Origin of the sequence: Mariprofundus sp. NF (assembly GCF_013387455.1) — a bacterium.
GTDB lineage: Bacteria > Pseudomonadota > Zetaproteobacteria > Mariprofundales > Mariprofundaceae > Mariprofundus.
Window position 1 is genome coordinate 19,801 of sequence record NZ_VWNC01000011.1, and the last position, 18,192, is coordinate 37,992.

Annotated in this window: 9 protein-coding genes; 8 read left to right on the plus strand and 1 reads right to left on the minus strand. The window is 51.1% G+C overall.

Annotated features, from left to right (window positions below):
* Positions 1-7: 7 nt before the first annotated feature.
* Positions 8-2,014, minus strand: coding sequence for an elongation factor G (fusA, locus tag F3F96_RS11950; RefSeq protein WP_176963512.1), 2,007 nt, complete (start codon positions 2,012-2,014; stop codon positions 8-10).
* 282 nt (positions 2,015-2,296) lie between these two features.
* On the opposite strand from fusA, the gene F3F96_RS11955 reads away from it, so the two are divergent.
* The 8 genes from F3F96_RS11955 to F3F96_RS11990 all read left to right on the plus strand — a co-directional run bounded on the left by F3F96_RS11955 (position 2,297) and on the right by F3F96_RS11990 (position 18,119).
* Positions 2,297-3,916, plus strand: coding sequence for a PP2C family protein-serine/threonine phosphatase (locus F3F96_RS11955; RefSeq protein ID WP_176963513.1), 1,620 nt, complete (start codon positions 2,297-2,299; stop codon positions 3,914-3,916).
* Positions 3,916-5,295, plus strand: coding sequence for an aspartate ammonia-lyase (locus tag F3F96_RS11960; protein ID WP_176963514.1), 1,380 nt, complete (start codon positions 3,916-3,918; stop codon positions 5,293-5,295). Before F3F96_RS11955 ends, F3F96_RS11960 begins: the two co-directional genes overlap by 1 nt.
* A 27-nt stretch (positions 5,296-5,322) precedes the next feature.
* Positions 5,323-10,371, plus strand: a complete 5,049-nt coding sequence (locus F3F96_RS11965) for a PAS domain S-box protein (RefSeq protein WP_176963515.1) — start codon at positions 5,323-5,325, stop codon at positions 10,369-10,371.
* 91 nt (positions 10,372-10,462) lie between these two features.
* A complete protein-coding gene (locus F3F96_RS11970; RefSeq protein ID WP_176963541.1) occupies positions 10,463-11,425 on the plus strand; it encodes an ABC transporter ATP-binding protein in 963 nt (320 codons plus the stop codon).
* Entirely contained in the window at positions 11,422-12,387 is a 966-nt protein-coding gene (locus F3F96_RS11975; RefSeq protein ID WP_176963516.1) for an ABC transporter ATP-binding protein, read from the plus strand. The genes F3F96_RS11970 and F3F96_RS11975 overlap by 4 nt, the downstream gene beginning before the upstream one ends.
* A complete protein-coding gene (locus F3F96_RS11980; protein ID WP_176963517.1) occupies positions 12,380-14,242 on the plus strand; it encodes an ATP-dependent DNA helicase in 1,863 nt (620 codons plus the stop codon). Before F3F96_RS11975 ends, F3F96_RS11980 begins: the two co-directional genes overlap by 8 nt.
* 360 nt (positions 14,243-14,602) lie before the next feature.
* Positions 14,603-16,123, plus strand: coding sequence for a sodium:alanine symporter family protein (locus tag F3F96_RS11985; protein ID WP_176963518.1), 1,521 nt, complete (start codon positions 14,603-14,605; stop codon positions 16,121-16,123).
* 148 nt (positions 16,124-16,271) lie between these two features.
* Entirely contained in the window at positions 16,272-18,119 is a 1,848-nt protein-coding gene (locus F3F96_RS11990; protein ID WP_176963519.1) for an ATP-binding protein, read from the plus strand.
* The last annotated feature ends 73 nt before the right edge of the window (positions 18,120-18,192 follow it).

Genomic DNA, 18,192 nt, shown 5'->3' on the forward strand with positions numbered 1-18,192 from the left:
ATACCGGTTAGTCGGCAGCCGACGGATTGAGAATACGCTTCTGAATTGCAGCAGGAACCACATCGTAGTGATCGAACTCAATGGTGTAACTGCCTTCACCGCGAGTCATCGCTTTGAGCTGTGCCTGATAGGATTGAATTTCTGCCATGGGCGCCTGGGCTTCGATGATGGCGCTACTGCTTTTCATATCCGTGGCGAGAATCTGAGCCCGGCGTGAATTGAGATCACCCATAATATCACCGATATGATCCTGCGGCACTGAGATGGCCATTTTCACAATCGGCTCAAGCAGTACAGGCTGGCACTGTTTAAAGGCCTTTTTGAAGGCTTTGTGTCCGGCGATCTGGAAAGCGATATCCTTGGAGTCGACGCTATGGGTTTTGCCATCCACCAGGGTGACACGCACGTCTGCTACCGGATAACCGGCCATTACACCCTCCTGCATGGCCGCTTGCACCCCTTTATCCACTGAACTTCGGAACACCGCATCAATGACGCCGCCATGGATTTTATCGACAAATTCATAACCTTCACCGCGAGCAAGTGGTTCCACATTGATCACCACCCGTCCGAACTGCCCGGCACCGCCGGACTGCTTTTTGTGTGTATAATCAATGCCTTGCACAGCCGCCGTAATGGTCTCCATATAGGCGACTCGAGGCGTGGACGTATCCACCTTCACCTTGTAGCGGCGTTTGAGTTTATTGAGGACCAGACGCAGATGCAGGTCAGACATGCCACTAATGACCAGATCGTGGGTTTGTGAATCACTATGCACCTGGAAGGTGCGGTCATCATTTTCAAACTCATGCAGGGCCATGCCCAGTTTCTGGTCATCCTTAGTTGTTTTGGGGCGGATTGCCAGCGACACCATAGGCATCGGAAACTTCATCTCATCAAGTTTAATATCGGTTGTTGCATCAGTAATCACATCACAGGCGTGCATATCGGCAACTCTGGGTATGGCCACAAGATCACCGGCTACGGCTCTGCTGATATCCTGCTGCTGTTTGCCGATCACCCGGAAGATATGACCCGCTTTCTCCTCTTTTCCAGAGCGGCGATTGATGAATGTATCGTGGGCTGAGATGGAACCGGAGAGAACGCGAAGATAGGAGATGCGCCCGACAAATTCATCGGATTCAGTATGGTAGACATAACCCGAGAAACCTTTGATATCGTTAATCGAGACAGGCTCACCACACTGCTCAACGATGCGTTCAATCTTATCCGGAGCCGGGGCCAGATCGCTCAAAAGATCCAGAAGCGCCCTGGTGCCTGTTTCATGCTCTCCTGCAGTCGGTATGACCGGAAACAGGTTGCCATGCAGTAGCGCCTCTTTCAGGGCGCCTGTAAGCTCGTTTTCACTGATTGTCTCACCTTCAAGGTAGCGTTCCATCAGATCATCATCGGTTTCGACAATCGCCTCAACGATCTGCTCATACGCTGCAGCCGTTTCAGCGTTGGCATCTCTGTTGTGCAGTACCGAATAAACCTCGGTGAATGCTGCAGATGAGGCGTTGGGAATGTAGAGAGGGATACAGCGGTTACCGAATTCAGTTTTAACCGCTGCAAGTGCGGTCGTAAAATCTGCCGTATCCGCATCAAGTTTGGTTAGCGCGATAATGCGTGGAATACCGCGTTGGCTGGCCAGTCGCCACACCCTGCGCGTATTAACCTTGACGCCATCACAGGCATCCACACAGATCAGGGCTGACTCGGCTGCATGCAGGGCGGTCATTACTTCGGCGATGGCATCGGGTGAACCCGGCACATCAAGACAGTTAAAATGCAGATCGTTGTAATCAAATGAGAGGGTGGAGCAGTAGAGTGACTTCTCATACTGCTTCTCATCAGGATCGAAATCACTAACGGTGTTGTGGGCATCAATATGGCCCATGCGGTTGGTCACGCCGGCGCTGTGCAGCATCGACTCCAGCAGCGTGGTTTCACCCGCGCCTTCGTGATCCAGTAGTGCAATATTTCTAATTTGTGAGCTGTTTAACCGGTCCAAGAGAGCCTCCCTGATGTGGGGAACATGGTAAAGATGAGCGTGACCTGATGAATCAGTGAGACAGCTTTGATGGCTATGATGAGCTTGGTCATGCCTGTTCCCGATGATTAGAAAAGCATACAGAAAAGATGGATCAGCGTCTATCCGTTTTGACTCTTCCGGCGTGAATATAAGATGCTGCCATGATGGCAGTAAGCTGCGTCGTTACGTGTCGTGAAGTGGTGGCAGGCAGTGCGTAAAGCTGCAGGTGAATTCCAGAAAAAAAGCGGATAGGGTCAGGGGATGGGAATCTTCAATAAACATTTCCGCAACTATCTGCTCTATCTCTGGCCGCTGCCGCTGATTTTTGTGCTCGGGCAGTTGGTGATGCGGGTCAATGGTAACGCCTCGGATCTGGGCATCTCTTTTGTCTTGTCACTACTCGATATTTCAGTGTTTACCGTACTCTTTTGTGGTGCCGCATGGTGGTCCTTTCAGCCACTGAAAACATTCCTTATCTCGCGTGATAACCCGGAAAAACATCGGCGTCTGATCGAATCGGTGATGGCCGATTTTCCCTGGCGAACACTCAAAGCCTATACGATAGCCGGCTGGATTTTTGCCTTTTATCTGATCATTGTGATCAGTTCAGTGGCATTGATGGGAGAGCACCTCTTCACATGGCGGATGTTTCTCGCCCTGACCCTGAATTTTAGTTTCGGTGCCGGTGTGCTGGCTCCGGCCCTGGCAGTTGCAAGTTCGGTTGTTTACAGCACGCGCCTGCGGGCAAAGTTTGCCCATCAGGGTTTGTTTGTCTCTGAATTGGGCAGTGAACATGTGGAGCGCTATCTCACCTCATCGCAATATCGACCCTGGCTTGTTTTTCTGGTCACCGGCTTTATTCCAACGCTGATTCTCGGCCTGTTTGTTTATCTCTCGCAGGAGGGGCAGGTCGCGGAGGAACATTTCATTCTCGCCCAGGCGATGGTTCTGCTGGCCATGAGCATCACTGCCGGTGTGATTCTTGTTGGTTTTATCAGCCATATTCTCAAGCAGGTGACGCTGTCACTGAAAACCGGCCTTCATCACCTGACTGAAGGCCAGTTTAGCGGGCGGGTGCCGGTACTGCTCGATGATGAGTTTGGTGAGCTGGCCAGAGGTTTGAATACCGCCATGCTTGGTCTGCAGGAGCGTGAGGATCTGAAAGATTCACTGGCCATTGCAGCAGAGATTCAGCAGGGATTGCTACCCAAACATGCACCGGTTATTCCATATTACAAGCTGGAGGGGTTTCAGCAGACCTGTTATTCGGTCGGTGGCGACTATTTCGATTACATCGAGCTTGAGGATGGGCGTGTATGGCTGATGGTGGCTGATGTGTCCGGTAAGGGTTATCCGGCGGCATTGACCATGGCCAACCTGCAGGCGATGTTGCGCGGTCTGGCGGCTGTGGACTGGCCGATTGAGGTGGCAGCCAACTATCTCAATGAGACGCTCTGTGACTCCATGGCTGCCGGTCGTTTTGTGACCCTGTTTATGGGTAAATTGCAGCCCGAGACCCATTCGCTGGTCTGGATGAATGCCGGACATGTGCCGCCACTGCTGGCCAATGCTGAGGGAATCAGGCCGCTTGAGGCCTCTTCACCACCGCTGGGTTTGATGAAAGGCATCACCTATGAGGTAGTGCGAACCGAGCTTGAGCCGGGAGATACTTTGCTGGCCTATACCGATGGTGTCACCGAAACATCCAGTCGGCTTGGCAAAGAGATGTTTGGCGAGGCCCGGTTGAGGACGTGGTTAGCGGATCATCTGGAAGAACCGCTTGATCACTATCCAACCATGCTGTTGGATGAGTTAAACGAATATGGACGCAATGAGCAGGATGACGATTTGACCATCTTGTGCGTTAGACGGGAGAAGTGATGTCGAATATGAGAGTAGAAAAGGATTCGATGGGTGAGATGATGGTGCCCGAGCACGCCATGTATGGCGCTTCAACGGCGCGTGCAGTGGAGAATTTTCCTGTTTCTGATCTGCGTTTCCCGCGCGAATTTATCCGTGCACTTGGCCGCATTAAGCAGGCATCGGCCACAGCTAACAGTGCACTGGGTAAACTCGCTGCAGATCAGGCTGAGTTGATTGTTCGTGCCTCTGCTGAGGTGGTAGAGGGAACATGGGATGAGGAGTTTGTCGTTGATATCTTCCAGACCGGTTCCGGCACCTCAACCAATATGAATGCCAATGAGGTGATCGCCCATCGCTGTGCCCAGATCGATGAGAGCATCTCCGTACACCCCAATGATCATGTCAATATGGGGCAGTCTTCCAATGATGTAATTCCTACTGCGATCCATCTGGCCGCAGCCGATCTGCTGGTGCATGAGCTTCTGCCTGCACTTCGTTACCTGCACAGTGCGCTGGAGTTAAAGGCTACTGAAACCATGGATGCCGTGAAGATAGGGCGCACCCATCTGATGGATGCTACACCGATTACGCTGGGTCAGGAGATCTCCGGCTGGGCACGTCAGATCGAACTGGGTATTAAACGGCTTGAATCCACCTTACCAAGAGTCACCGAGCTGGCTCAGGGTGGTACAGCGGTTGGTACAGGGCTGAATACACATCCGAAGTTCGGTGCAAAAGTGGCTGCTGAACTCTCCAAAAGTTACGGTATCGAGTTCCATGAAGCCGCCAACCATTTCGAGGCACAGGCAGCTCAGGATGCTGCTGTTGAGCTCTCAGGACAGCTGAAGACGGTGGCTGTCTCTCTGGTCAAGATTGCCAACGATGTGCGTCTGCTCAATGCCGGCCCACGCTGTGGCATTGGTGAAATCACCGTGCCTTCTGTGCAGCCCGGTTCATCGATTATGCCGGGTAAAGTCAATCCGGTGATTGCCGAATCTCTGGCTCAGGTCTGTGCACAGGTGATCGGTAATGATGCAGCCATCGCTTTTGGGGGTGCATCAGGCCTGCTCGATCTGAATGTGATGTTGCCGATGATGGCGCATAACCTGCTCGAATCAGAGCGTCTGCTGGCCTCTGCCTCGCGTATGTTTACCGATAAATGCATCAACGGGCTTGTGGCAAACAGAGAGCGTTGTGCAGAGCAGATTGAGTGGAGCATGAGTATGGTCACCTCACTGGCACCGGTGATTGGATATGACAGGGCATCACAGATTGCCAAGCAGGCGGTGAGTGAAGGTAAAACCGTGCGTCAGGTATGTCTGGATGAATCGATCCTTGATGCCGATGAACTTGACCGCCTGCTTGATCCGCTCACTATGTTAAAACCGCAGGCATAAACTAGGAATCCATGGAAGGATGAAACTATGACGCTGACGATTGCAGATATTATAACGCACAATGTGATCACGGTTTCACCTGAAACCACACTGAGTGCAGCTGCACATCTGATGGCCAGCCATAAAATCAGCTGTCTGGTGGTTGTCACCGATGCAGGCAAACCCAGTGGCATTATCACTGAAAGTGATCTGGTACATGCTGGTAGTCAGCAGCGGGATGTGGATAAGACACTGGTCTCTGAGATGATCAAGCACGATCCGGTAACTGTGGAGAGTAACCAGAACGTCTACGAAGCCTTTGATTTTCTTGCTGAGCACCATATTCGACACCTTCTGGTGGTGAATAAGCATGGAAAGCTTGAAGGGCTGGTCACCTTCACCGATATTCTCAGAGCAGTCTCCTATGATGATTTCCTGAAAGCCAAACCGGTTGCCGATGCAATGAGCCGTAATGTGGCGACCGTAGAATCTGAAGCCAGTCTGCTTGATGCGCTCTCCTTGATGCATGATCGCTCGATCAGTTGTGTGGTCATCAGTAGTGGCGACAGAGCAGTTGGGATATTTACCGAGCGCGATGCAGCCAGACTGGTGGCTGAACGCGTTGACCTTGCTGAGATTACTGTCTCTGAGGTGATGACATCACCGATCAAAACGATGCTAGGAAGCGCCTCTCTTCTGGAGGCTTCTGTGACCATGCGCGAATCAGGTATTCGGCGCATGGTGATTGTCGATGATGAGGGTAAACCTGCGGGCATTTTGACCCAGTTTGATGTAATTCGTGGTCTTGAAGGTGATCGCATTCAACGTTTTAAACAGCTTTATGAGCAGGCTGAAGAGAAGCTGGTTGAGAGCCAGAAGCTACTGGCCCTGAAATCTGAACTGGAGCGCATCGTTGCCGTTTCTCCGGCTATTTTGTACCGCTGTGAATGGCGGCAGGTGGAGGGCGAAGGTACGTTTGTACCGACCTATTTCAGTCCCCAGATGCAGGATGTTCTGGGTTACTCCCCCTGCACATTTATTGAGACGCCGTGGTGGAAGGAGCATGTGCACCCTGATGATCTCCCCGCTGTAGAAGAATGCCTGAATCGTGTTGTTGAGAAGGGAGAGACTGATTTAACCTATCGGGTGCGAGCGCACTCAGGCGATTGGATGCTGATCCTGGATCATGCACGTGTGATTAAAGATTCGCACGGAGTACCTGTCGAGATGGTGGGTTCGTGGCTGGATGTTACAGGTCGCAGGCAGGTTGAACGCAAGTTGAGTGATACTGAACAGCGCTATAGTAGTCTGTTCAATGAGGCTCGGGATATGATGCATATTGTAGATGTCGATGGCCGCATTATAGATGTGAATCAGATGGAACTCGATACGTTGGGTTATACCCGGGAAGAGATGATTGGCATGCCCGTGATGGAGCTTATTTGCCTCGAATTCCAGGAGGAAACAAGCAAGCGCATCAAAGGTGTGTTTGCAGGGGAACTCCACCCTCTGGCGGAGACAGCACTGCGTAAAAAGGATGGCGGTTGCATTGATGTCGAAGTCTCAGCCACGCCACAGTATGATGCTGATGGTGTTATTATTGCAGGTCGAGCGATTATCAGGGACATCTCCGAGCGTAAGCAGGCCGAGAAGGCTTTACTCACAAGCCGTGCTCGACTGGATTTTGCCCTGCAGGGTGCCGATGATGGTTTGTGGGACTGGAATCTGGAAACCAATGGGGTCTATTACTCGCCTCGCTGGAAGGCCATGCTTGGCTATAAGGAAGATGAACTGGGTAACACGCTGGATGTGTGGGCAAAACTCGTTGATCCGGCTCAGAAGGAAGAAGTACTAAGCCATGCCCAAGCCTATATCGACGGAAAATCGTCCAAGTATGAAGTCGAATTTCGCATGCGCCACAAAGACGGACACTGGGTAGATATCCTGGCGCGCGCCAGATTGGCGGTAGATGCTGATGGCAAGCCGCTTACCCCTCCCCGCCTTGTGGGAACCCATGTCGATATCAGCGAGCGTAAAGCTGCAGAGAATAAACTGAAAGCATCAGAAGAGAAGTATCGCAAGATGATAGAGTCATCCTATGATGCGGTATTTGTAGCAGAGACCGAAACCGGTATTTTGATTGATGCCAATGAACAGGCTGAAAAAATGCTTGGTTTGCCGCGTAACCAGATTATCGGTATGCATCAATCAGAGCTTCATCCTCCCGAAGAGAAAGAGAGATATAAGCAGATATTTATTGATAATGTCCAAGATGACAGGGCCTTTATGCCTGATCTGCTGGTGCGCCGAGCCGATGGTAGGGATGTGCCGGTAGATATCAGCGCCAATATCACTGCGGTCAATGGTAAAGGCATTGTTCAGGCTGTTTTCCGTGATATCAGTGAACGCAAAACAGCAGAGATCAAGTTGAAAGCATCAGAAGAGAAGTATCGCAGGATGGTTGAATCATCCAATGATGCAATATTCGTCGGTGATGTAGAGACCGGTATCCTGATTGATGTGAATGAACGCGCAGAGAAGATGCTGGGTCTGCCACGTGAGAAGATCATCGGCATGCATCAGGGACAACTACATCCGCCTGAAGAGCTTGAGCATTATAAGAAGGTATTTGCTGATCATGCTCATGAAGAGCGTTCATTTATTCCTGATGTGGTGGTGCGCCGCGCTGATGGTAAAGATGTGCCGGTTGATATCAGTACCAATAAGACTGAAATAAATGGCAGACCTGTACTGCAGGGTGTTTTTAGAGACATTACGGAGAGAAAGTTGGCTGAGCAGAAGGTCGCTAAAACTGCAGAACGAATGCAACGTATTCTTGATGCGGATTTTGATGCGGTAGTGGTGCATCAGCATCAGAAGGTGGTATTTGCCAACAGGGCGGCACTGGAGATGTTTGGAGTGCCGTCAATTGATGCTGCCATCGGTAGTGATGCCCGTGATTATGCCAGTAAACGATTCAGACGTTTTTATGAAATGGCGGATAGACGGGCACACCGTTTTAAGATGCCTATAGGCCCTTCTGAAATCGAAGGGCTCCGTAAAAGTGATGGCAAAGTATTTCCGATTGAAGTAATTGCTACGGCTATGGAGTGGGAAGGTGGGCCTGCCACGGTGACAGTTATCCGTGATATCACCGAAAGAAGAGAGGCGCAGCAGCAATTGACCTTGGCGCTTAAGCAGGCTGAAAGCGAACGTAGCTCCTTACATGCGATATTGAATAACCTGCCATTCCTTGCCTGGCTGAAGGATGAACAGGGGAACTATCTTGCAGCCAATGAAAATTTTGCCAGAGCCTGTGGCATGGCCAGTGCAGAGTCACTGGTAGGTAAAACCGATATGGATGCATGGCCGCAAGAGCTTGCCCTTGGCTATCAATCGGATGACCGTGATGTGATGGCGCGGGGTGAACCTAAGCAGGTGGAAGAGCTGGTGAAGGTGGATGGGGAACTGCGCTGGTATGAAACCTTCAAGTCGCCAGTGTTTGATGCTGAAGGGAATGTAGTCGGTACTGCTGGTATCGCGCGTGATATTACCGGGCGCCTTGAGCAGGATGAGAAGATGCGTCTACTGACCAGTGCCATAGGATCGGTAAGTGAGAGCATCATCATTACGGACGCTGAAGGCACCATTCAGTATGTGAATCCGGGATTTACTAAGAATACCGGTTTTTCGATAGGGGACGCGATTGGCAATACACCTGCAATTCTAAACAGTAAGCAGCAGCCAAAAGGATTTTATCAGCAGTTCTGGCAAACCATTAAGGATGGCAAACCATGGGTCGGGCGTATCCTGGACCGTAAAAAGGATGGGACCATTTTTCCTGTGCACCTCTCTGTGGCTCCAATTTTCAATGATCAGCAGGAGATTACCCATTTTGTCGCAGTGCATGAGGATTTAAGCGAGGCTGAATCGATGCAGAAGCAGGTGATGCAGTCACAGAAGATGGAGGCTGTTGGTACCATGGTTGGTGGTGTGGCCCATGATTTTAATAATCTTCTGGCCAGTATTGTTGGCAATCTTTATCTGATGCGTAACCATCACAAGGATGATGCCAGAACAGTGGCTCGGATCAGGAGTATGGAGTCCTCCATGCAGCACGGTGCGCAGCTTATTCAGCAGATGCTTACCTTTGCGCGCAAGGATAGAACTGATATGCATGCGATGGATCTGAAGGTGTTTATGAAAGAGGCACATAAACTCGCACACGCCTCAGTTCCTGAGAATATTTCGTTCAGGCTTGATTACCCTCGATCTGATGAAATGTGGATCAAAGGTGATGCAGGGCAACTGCAGCAGGTGCTACTAAATCTGGTTACCAATGCGCAACATGCAGTAAGCGGTTGTGAAAAACCTGAGATCGAGGTGAAACTGGCAGTGGTAAGACCAGAGAGCGATAGTCGATTAGTAGCCAGATTCCCTGAGATGGCGAATGAAGAAGCCTGGTGCTGTCTAAGCTGTAGTGATAATGGTTGTGGTATGAATGCAGGGCTTCTGGAGCGGGTATTCGAGCCCTTTTTTACAACCAAGCCGGTGGGTGAGGGCACAGGCCTGGGGCTATCGATGGTCTATGGGGCAGTGCAGAACCATCGCGGTTTTATTGATCTGCAAAGTGAACCTGACAAGGGCACGCAGGTTTCGATCTATCTGCCGCTATACAGTGCTGAGCCTGTCGAAATCAGGGGGCATGATGAGGCCGTAGTTGACGGTGCCGGTTTCACTATCCTGCTGGTTGATGATGAAGAGAGCTTGCGTCAGGTGTTGGCAGAGGTGCTCAGGCACAGCGGCTTTAGCGTATTACAGGCTGCTGACGGTGAACAGGCGGTTGAGGTGTTCGAAACACAACAGTCAGAGATCGATCTTGTGTTGATGGATGTTGTGATGCCGAATAAGGGTGGCGTGACTGCAGCCAAAGAGATCAGAGATATCGATGCAACTGTGCCGATCATATTCCAGACTGGTTATGGCGAAGCGACTCAACTGGAGGCCGCTGCCTCCATTTCTCATAGTGATGCAATACAGAAACCCGTTGAAATTCCACTGCTGATGGAGTTGATTATGCGCAGGGTATCGCGCTAATTCAGGATTAGACCATCACTGTTTTCATCACATGAATGAGCGTTGCTCAATTCTTCTGGAAAGGGGCAGGCGCATCGGTCACACTGCCGCCATGCTTGAAGTTCGTAATCTATCACTCTCCGTTTCGATTCAGGGAAAGCGGGTTGAGGCCGTATCCGGTGTTTCACTTCAACTGGAGCCCGGACGTGTGCTTGGTCTGGTCGGTGAGTCCGGTTGCGGTAAATCTCTGACAGCTCAGGCGATTCTGCGCCTTGGCGAGTTTCAGGGTGTAGAGAAGAGCCGCGGCGATATTCTGCTTGATGGCGAAAGCCTTTTTGAGATGAGTGATGAACAGTTGCGTCGCACCCGTGGTGGTCATGTCGCGATGGTCTTTCAGGAGCCGATGACCGCACTCAATCCGGTCTTTTCGATCGGCAGTCAGCTTATTGAGGTGATCCGCCTGCATCTGGATCTGAGTAAGCAGCAGGCAAGGCAGCGAGCCATCGACCTGCTGGATGATGTCGGCATGCAGGATACCGAACAGCTGCTTAAGCAGTATCCCGATTCACTCTCCGGAGGCATGCGTCAGCGTGTATTGATTGCCATGGCTATGGCTGCCGACCCCGATTATATCATTGCTGATGAACCGACCACGGCACTGGATGTGTCGGTGCAGAAACGCATTATCGCACTGCTGCTAAACCTTCAGAAAAAAAGAGGTATAGGGCTCCTGCTTGTAACCCATGATTTCGGTCTGGTGGCTGAGATGTGTGATGATGTGGCGGTGATGTATGCCGGTCAGATTGTTGAGTCCGGTCCTGTAAAAGAGATTTTTGATCATCCCTCCCACCCCTATACGCGTGCATTGATGGGATGCAGGCCTGAGGTTTCGCAAAGCGGTGGTTCACTGCCGGTGATCGGTGGGCAGGTACCACCACCGGGCAGTTGGCCAAGCGGTTGCCACTTTGCACCACGCTGCGCGCTGGCCGATGCGAGTTGTAGTGCACCGGTTGCGGCCGATGCATGGCATGAGGGTAGTCACACTGCCCGCTGCGTGCATGGGGAGGCGGGATGAGCAGCGTACTCAGAGCCACAGGCCTGAATAAAACATTTGCCGCTGGCGGCATGTTCCGCTCCATTGGCGCAGATAAAAAAGCGGTGGTTGATCTCTCCTTTGATCTGCAGGCAGGCCAGACACTGGCTATCGTTGGTGAGTCGGGTAGTGGCAAGTCGACAGTGGCGCGCATGGCGATGCAGCTGCTTGCAGCTGATAGTGGTGAGATTTTCTGGGGTGATGAAGAGGTGACGCATCTTTCAGGCTCTGCACTGCGATCGCGTCGCCGTCATATTCAGATGGTGTTTCAGGACCCCTTTGCCAGCCTTAATCCGCGTATGAAAATCTGGGAGAGTGTGGCAGAAGGGTTGAAGGTGCATCAGCCATCGATGAATCGAGGTCAGCGCCGCGATGCGGTAGCTGCAGTGTTGAATCAGTGCGGTCTTGATGAGGGTGGCATGGATCGATATCCGCACCAGTTTTCAGGCGGTCAGCGCCAGCGTATCGGTATTGCCCGGGCACTGATTGTGGAGCCCAAGGTGCTGGTGCTTGATGAACCGGTTTCAGCTCTGGATGTATCGGTACAGGCTCAGATTCTTAATCTTCTCAATGATATCCAGAAGGATCGTGGTCTCTCATATCTGTTTATCTCGCACGATCTCTCAGTGGTGCGACATATTGCCGATCATGTGGCGGTGATGTTTGCCGGCTATGTGGTGGAGCAGGGGGCTGTGGCTGATGTTTTCGGCAACTGCCGACACCCCTATACCGATGCCCTGCTTAAAGCGCGGCCGATCGCCCATCCTGATGAGCGAACTCCGGTTGATACGCTTGCAGCTACCGATGAAGGTGTGGCTGAGAGTGGTTGTCCGTTCAGAAATCGCTGTACTGTTGTACAGAGTGATTGCGCTAGCTTTGATGCCAGACTCAATGCACAGGGTTTCGCCTGCCTGCACCCACTGAATATTACCACCGATGAGTAGTCTGGTCGGCACTGTCCGGCATGATTTCGATGATGCGTCTGCATTGGTTGATAGCTTGCCCGGTTATGCCCGGCGCGAGGAGCAGATCAAGTTGGCCGGTGAGATTGCCGCAGCCTTTGATCAGAAGAGTATGCTGCTGGCTGAAGCGGAAACAGGTACCGGCAAAACGCTGGCCTATCTGATTCCTGCACTGCGTTCCTCCGATAAAATACTTATCTCAACCCATACCCGTTCTCTGCAGGATCAGCTGGTGCATCGTGATCTGCCTGCCGTGCAGAAGGCGCTGGGAGTCCGGCGCAGGGTGGCGCTGTTGAAAGGGCGCAGCAACTACCTCTGCCCGCAAAACTTGCGTCGTTCGGCCAGTGGTGCGCAGCTGGAGATATGGCAAAAGAAGTCGCTGCTTAAGGTATTGGAGTGGTCGCAGACAAGCAGCGATGGTGATCTCTCGGGGCTCGATTTTGATGTTTTTGCCAAAGGCATCGGCCAGATGGTCACAACAACGGCTGATCAGTGTCTGGGCTCAAAATGTGGTGATTTTGAGGAGTGTCCGCTGATGAAGGCGCGCCAGAAGGCGCAGGTAGCTGATATCGTGGTCACCAATCATAGCCTGCTGCTTGCCGATGCCGCGCTGAAATCGGGTGAGTATGGAGAGATTCTGCCCGGTTTTGATGTCTATGTGATTGATGAAGCGCACTCACTGCCTGAATTGGCCTGTCAGCATTTTGGTATCCAACTGACCCGCCTGACCCTGATTCAGTGGCTCAATGATATGCAGGCGCTGCTTGATGAGCTGGGTGATGAACCAGCCCTGAAACAGGATGCTGTTCTGCTGGGGCGAGAGCTTCTTGAGGCCTGGCAAAAGAGTGATCTGGAAGCTGTTGATGAGTATTGGCACCAGATGACCAAACTTGCCGAATCGCGACGTGAGCGCAGCGAAGAGCTGGCTAGAATGGCTGATCGTGCTGTGCAGATTGTTGCTGAAATCGCCATGGTTCGGAAACCGGCTGAAGGGTTCGTGGGCTGGAGTGATGGCGATGCAGATAATCGCCGTTATGTGGTGGCACCTGTAGAGACAGGGCCGGTTCTTAAACAGCATCTCTGGGAGCGCCCCTCTGCATTTATACTGGTGTCTGCCACCTTGCGGGTATCCGGTTCATTTGCCTATACAAAACAGAGGCTGGGCTTTGAGGATGCGGCTGAAAGCTTTCACGCCTCCCCGTTTGATTACGGAACTCAGGCGATGATCTATCTGCCACGTAATCTGCCAGACCCCCGTTCAGAGCAGGGTTTGGATGCGATGACCGATGAGATGGAGACACTGATCCGTGCCGCCCACGGTCGTGCCTTTGTGCTGTTTACCTCATGGCAGGCTCTGAATCAGATTGGCCCTGAACTGGCCCGACGGCTACCGTGGAACGTGTTGATTCAGGGTGAGAGTGGTAGCCGCGATGCTATTCTCGAAACCTTTCGCAACGATACCCACTCCGTGCTCTGTGGAACACGCAGCTTCTGGGAGGGGGTGGATGTGCCGGGTGAAGCGTTAAGTCTGGTGATTATCGATAAAATGCCATTTGCGCCACCCAATGATCCGCTGCTGCAGGCACGTATCAGACGCTGCGAGGAGCAGGGAGGAAATGGTTTTGGCGATATTCAACTGCCCGAAGCCATTGCCACGCTCAGGCAGGGGGCAGGGCGGCTGATTCGCTCGGTTCATGATCGCGGTGTCATGGCGCTGCTTGATTCCCGGCTCTATGTGAAGGGTTATGGCCGTGAAGTGGCCAGAAACCTGCCGCCAGCTCCGATCAAAGATGATCTCTCCGAAGTCCGCTGGTTCTTTGAGGAACAAGATAATTAAAGCCATGGGATGGCTTTAATTATCGCGTTAGTTGTAATAGAACAAGCCATGGGATGGCTTTAATTATCGCGTTAGTTGTAATAGAACAAGCCATGGGATGGCTTTAATTATCGCGTTAGTTGTAATAGAACAAACCATGGGATGGCTTTAATTATCGCGTTAGTTGTAATAGAACAAGCCATGGGGTGGCTTGAGTTGTCGCGTCAGTGATAACAGAACAAACCGAAGTGGCTGTTTAGATAGCAGGTCATTCAAGAAAAATTATCGTCTAGGTAATAATTCAAATTCATATAATCAGCTGTCGGGTTTTCTTTGTTGCCTTGTTTAGGCATAGTTTCAACATACTGGGGAGAGTAAATCATGAGACAGGTACTAATTAAAATATCGCTTTTCATTGCGTTGTTGCTGCCAGCTCAGCTTGCCTTTGCTGAAACTGAATCGGCAGGTATCGATGCGTTTTTCGGCACGCTTAATGGTTATCTGGCATCGGTTCTTTTTTATGATGTGATGCCGGGTAAAGGTGCCATGCCATTTATTGTGGCCTGGCTGATTGTCGGTGCTGTTTATCTCACCATCCGTTTTGGTTTTATCAATCTGCGCATGATGGGCCATGCCCTGCAGGTGATCAGGGGCAAGTACCGTTCATCTGATGATGTCGGTGAGGTCTCACCATTTCAGGCGCTGACCACAGCACTCTCAGCAACCGTGGGTCTTGGTAATATCGCAGGTGTGGCTATTGCCGTGAGTATTGGTGGTCCCGGTGCAACCTTCTGGATGATTGTAGCCGGATTCTTCGGTATGACCGCCAAGTTCACCGAAGTGACACTGGCCCAGATGTACCGAGAATTCCGCCCTGATGGCCATGTCATGGGTGGTGCCATGCAGTATCTCTCCAAAGGTTTTGCCGAGAAGGGGATGGCCGGAATGGGTAAGGCTCTGGCTGTGCTGTTTGCTATTCTCTGTGTCGGAGCATCACTGGGCGGTGGCAATGCCTTTCAGGTATCTCAGGCGCTAGGCGCGGTTCAGAATGAGATATCCTTCTTCAAAGATTATCCGTGGGTGTTTGGTGTGTTTATGGCCACAGCTGTGGGTATCGTGATTATTGGTGGCATCAAGCGCATTGCCCATGCTGCTGAGGCACTGGTGCCCACCATGGTATTTATCTATCTCACGGCATGTCTGTGGATTATCCTCACCTCTATCAGTGATGTGCCTGCTGCCATCACTCTGATTGTTTCTGAAGCCTTTGCACCGACAGCTGTTGCCGGTGGCCTGATTGGTGTGCTGGTGCAGGGCTTTAAACGAGCTGCATTCTCCAGTGAAGCTGGAATCGGATCTGCGGCTATTGCCCACTCTGCTGCATCGGTGAAATATCCGGTGCGTCAGGGTTTTGTAGCACTCTATGAGCCGTTCATCGATACCGTGGTGATCTGCACGATGACGGCACTGGTGATTGTTCTGACCGGTGTCTACAACGCACCGGAACATGCTGCTCTGGTAGAGGCGAGCAAGGGGGCAGCCCTTACTGCCGTGGCCTTTGGCTCGGTCATCTCATGGTTTCCGGTGATTCTCTCCATTTCAGTCGTGCTGTTTGCCTACTCCACAATGATCTCATGGTCCTATTATGGCGAGCGCTGCTGGACCTATGTCTTCGGGGAGCGTTTCTCGATGGTATATCGATTGATGTTTCTGATGTTTATCGTACTGGCATCGCTGGTGAGTGCAGGCAATATCCTTGATTTCAGTGACCTGTTACTGCTCTCCATGGCATTCCCGAATTTCCTCGCCCTCTATCTGTTACAGGATAAGGTGGCCGATGCGTTGAAGGATTATCTGGCCCGCCTGCGCAGCGGTCAGCTGGATAGAGAGGTGGGGCGGTAAATAGTTCTTCATCTTATTGCAGTTGAGTCGGGTTAGGCAGTTTCGTTGTTTTATGCTATAACTGATAGAGGCTGTCAGGGAGTTCAAAAGGGATAGCACAATTTGATAGGGCATAGGAGTTGCCATGGTCCAGGAGAGACAGCTGTAGATGCATCGGATATTCTCAGGATACGAAGGTGCTGCACCTGATGAGCGCAGCCAGCATGGTCTGTTACTCGTCTTTTATTCGTTCTCTGTTCTGCTTGAGACCGTTTTCAGTTATATCAATTACATGCATGGCCTGCAGCTGCTCTCACTGGTGCAGATAATCTCCGTCGTTGTGTTGGTGCCGTGGTTGGTGACGGGGCTGCAACAGAGATGGTTACCTTATCCTCGTGAAGTTCTACTTAGTTGCATCTTTATTGTCTTGGGCATGCTGATTGTTGATGGTGGCATTGGTAATACAGGTATCTACTGGGCACAGATGTTTCCCTTTGCTGCATTTATGTTGATGGGGATTCGTCTGGGTTGGCATTGGAGTGGTGCATTTATCATCTTTTATGCCACGCTGCTTCTGTTGCATGGTCTGCAGGTCATCGATTTTACATATGATCACGATACCCTCAATTATGCGCCCTCCATGTTTTTTGTTTTCACATTGACCGCATACCTGTTTCAACGTCAACAGGAGCGGCGACAGTTTGATCTGAACCGTGTTAACTTAAGTCTGAAAGAGAGTGAGCAGAAGCTTACAGAGGCCAAAGAGGATCTGGAAAACATAGTGCAACTGCGCACCATCCAGTTGCAGCAGATCAATGAAAAACTCAGCAGAGAAGTGGACGAGAAGATTGAGGCGATTCAGCAGCATGAGCTTGCAGAGATGAAATATCAGCATGCCCAGAAGATGGATGCCCTTGGCACACTGGTGGGTGGCATTGCCCACGACTTCAATAATATGCTCTCCGGTATTTCTGCAAATCTCTATCTTCTGCAGCGCAAAGTGGAAGCGCCTGATCTCAAGAAGCGCATTGATAAGATCGGTGATCTGACCATGCATGCGGCTGAAATGATTCGTCAGCTGATGACCTTTGCCCGTAAAGATGATGTAGATCTAAAGGTGTTTAATCTGGGGCTGTTTATCAAAGAGGCGTACAAGCTGGCGAAGATATCCATCCCTGCCGATATTCGCTGTGAGTGTCAGTTCCCTCAGGAGGATCAGATGATCAGGGGAGAGGCGACCCAGATCCAGCAGATTCTGATGAACTTGATGAATAATGCCCGTGACGCGCTTAAAGGTGTTGATGCTCCTTTTATATCAGTCTCTCTGACGCCGAGCAGGGTTGATGAATCTATTATCATAAATCAGCAGGAGATATTGCCGGGAAATTATACCATTCTCTCTGTTCAGGATAATGGCTGTGGTATGAGCGAATCTGAAGTTAGCCATATTTTTGAACCCTTTTATACCACCAAGGCGGTAGGTGCTGGAACCGGGCTCGGGCTCTCAATGGTCTATGGCGCTGTTCACTCTCACGGTGGTTATATTGATGTGGTCAGCTATCCGGGCTCGGGTACACGCTTTAGTATCTATTTCCCCATCGTGGATGGGCAGGAGGGCATGCATCTGAAAAGCAGTGTAGTAGAGCAAGGTCATCAGGAGACAATCCTTCTGGTCGATGATGATGAATCACTGCTTGAGGCAAATGAACAGCTGCTTATCGAGCTTGGTTACCAGGTGATGACGGCAAAAAATGGATTTCAGGCTGTGGAAGTTTATAGAAACAAAATTGATAGTATCGATCTTATTTTGATGGATGTGGTGATGCCGGTACTCGGTGGGCATGCTGCTGCCGAGCAGATTCGTAAAATCAATCCTGAGGTGAAGGTACTTTTTGTCACTGGTTACGACAAAACACATGAATCGACTTGTGAAATGGTCAGCGAATGGGAGATCGTGCTGAATAAACCACTGGCTGTTGATGAGTTAAGCAGGGCAATCCGTGAGAAACTCTCCTGAGTAATCTGTAGTAATATCAACTATTCTGCGTGTGACACGACTCACATCCACCTCTAAATTTATCTCTAAGATT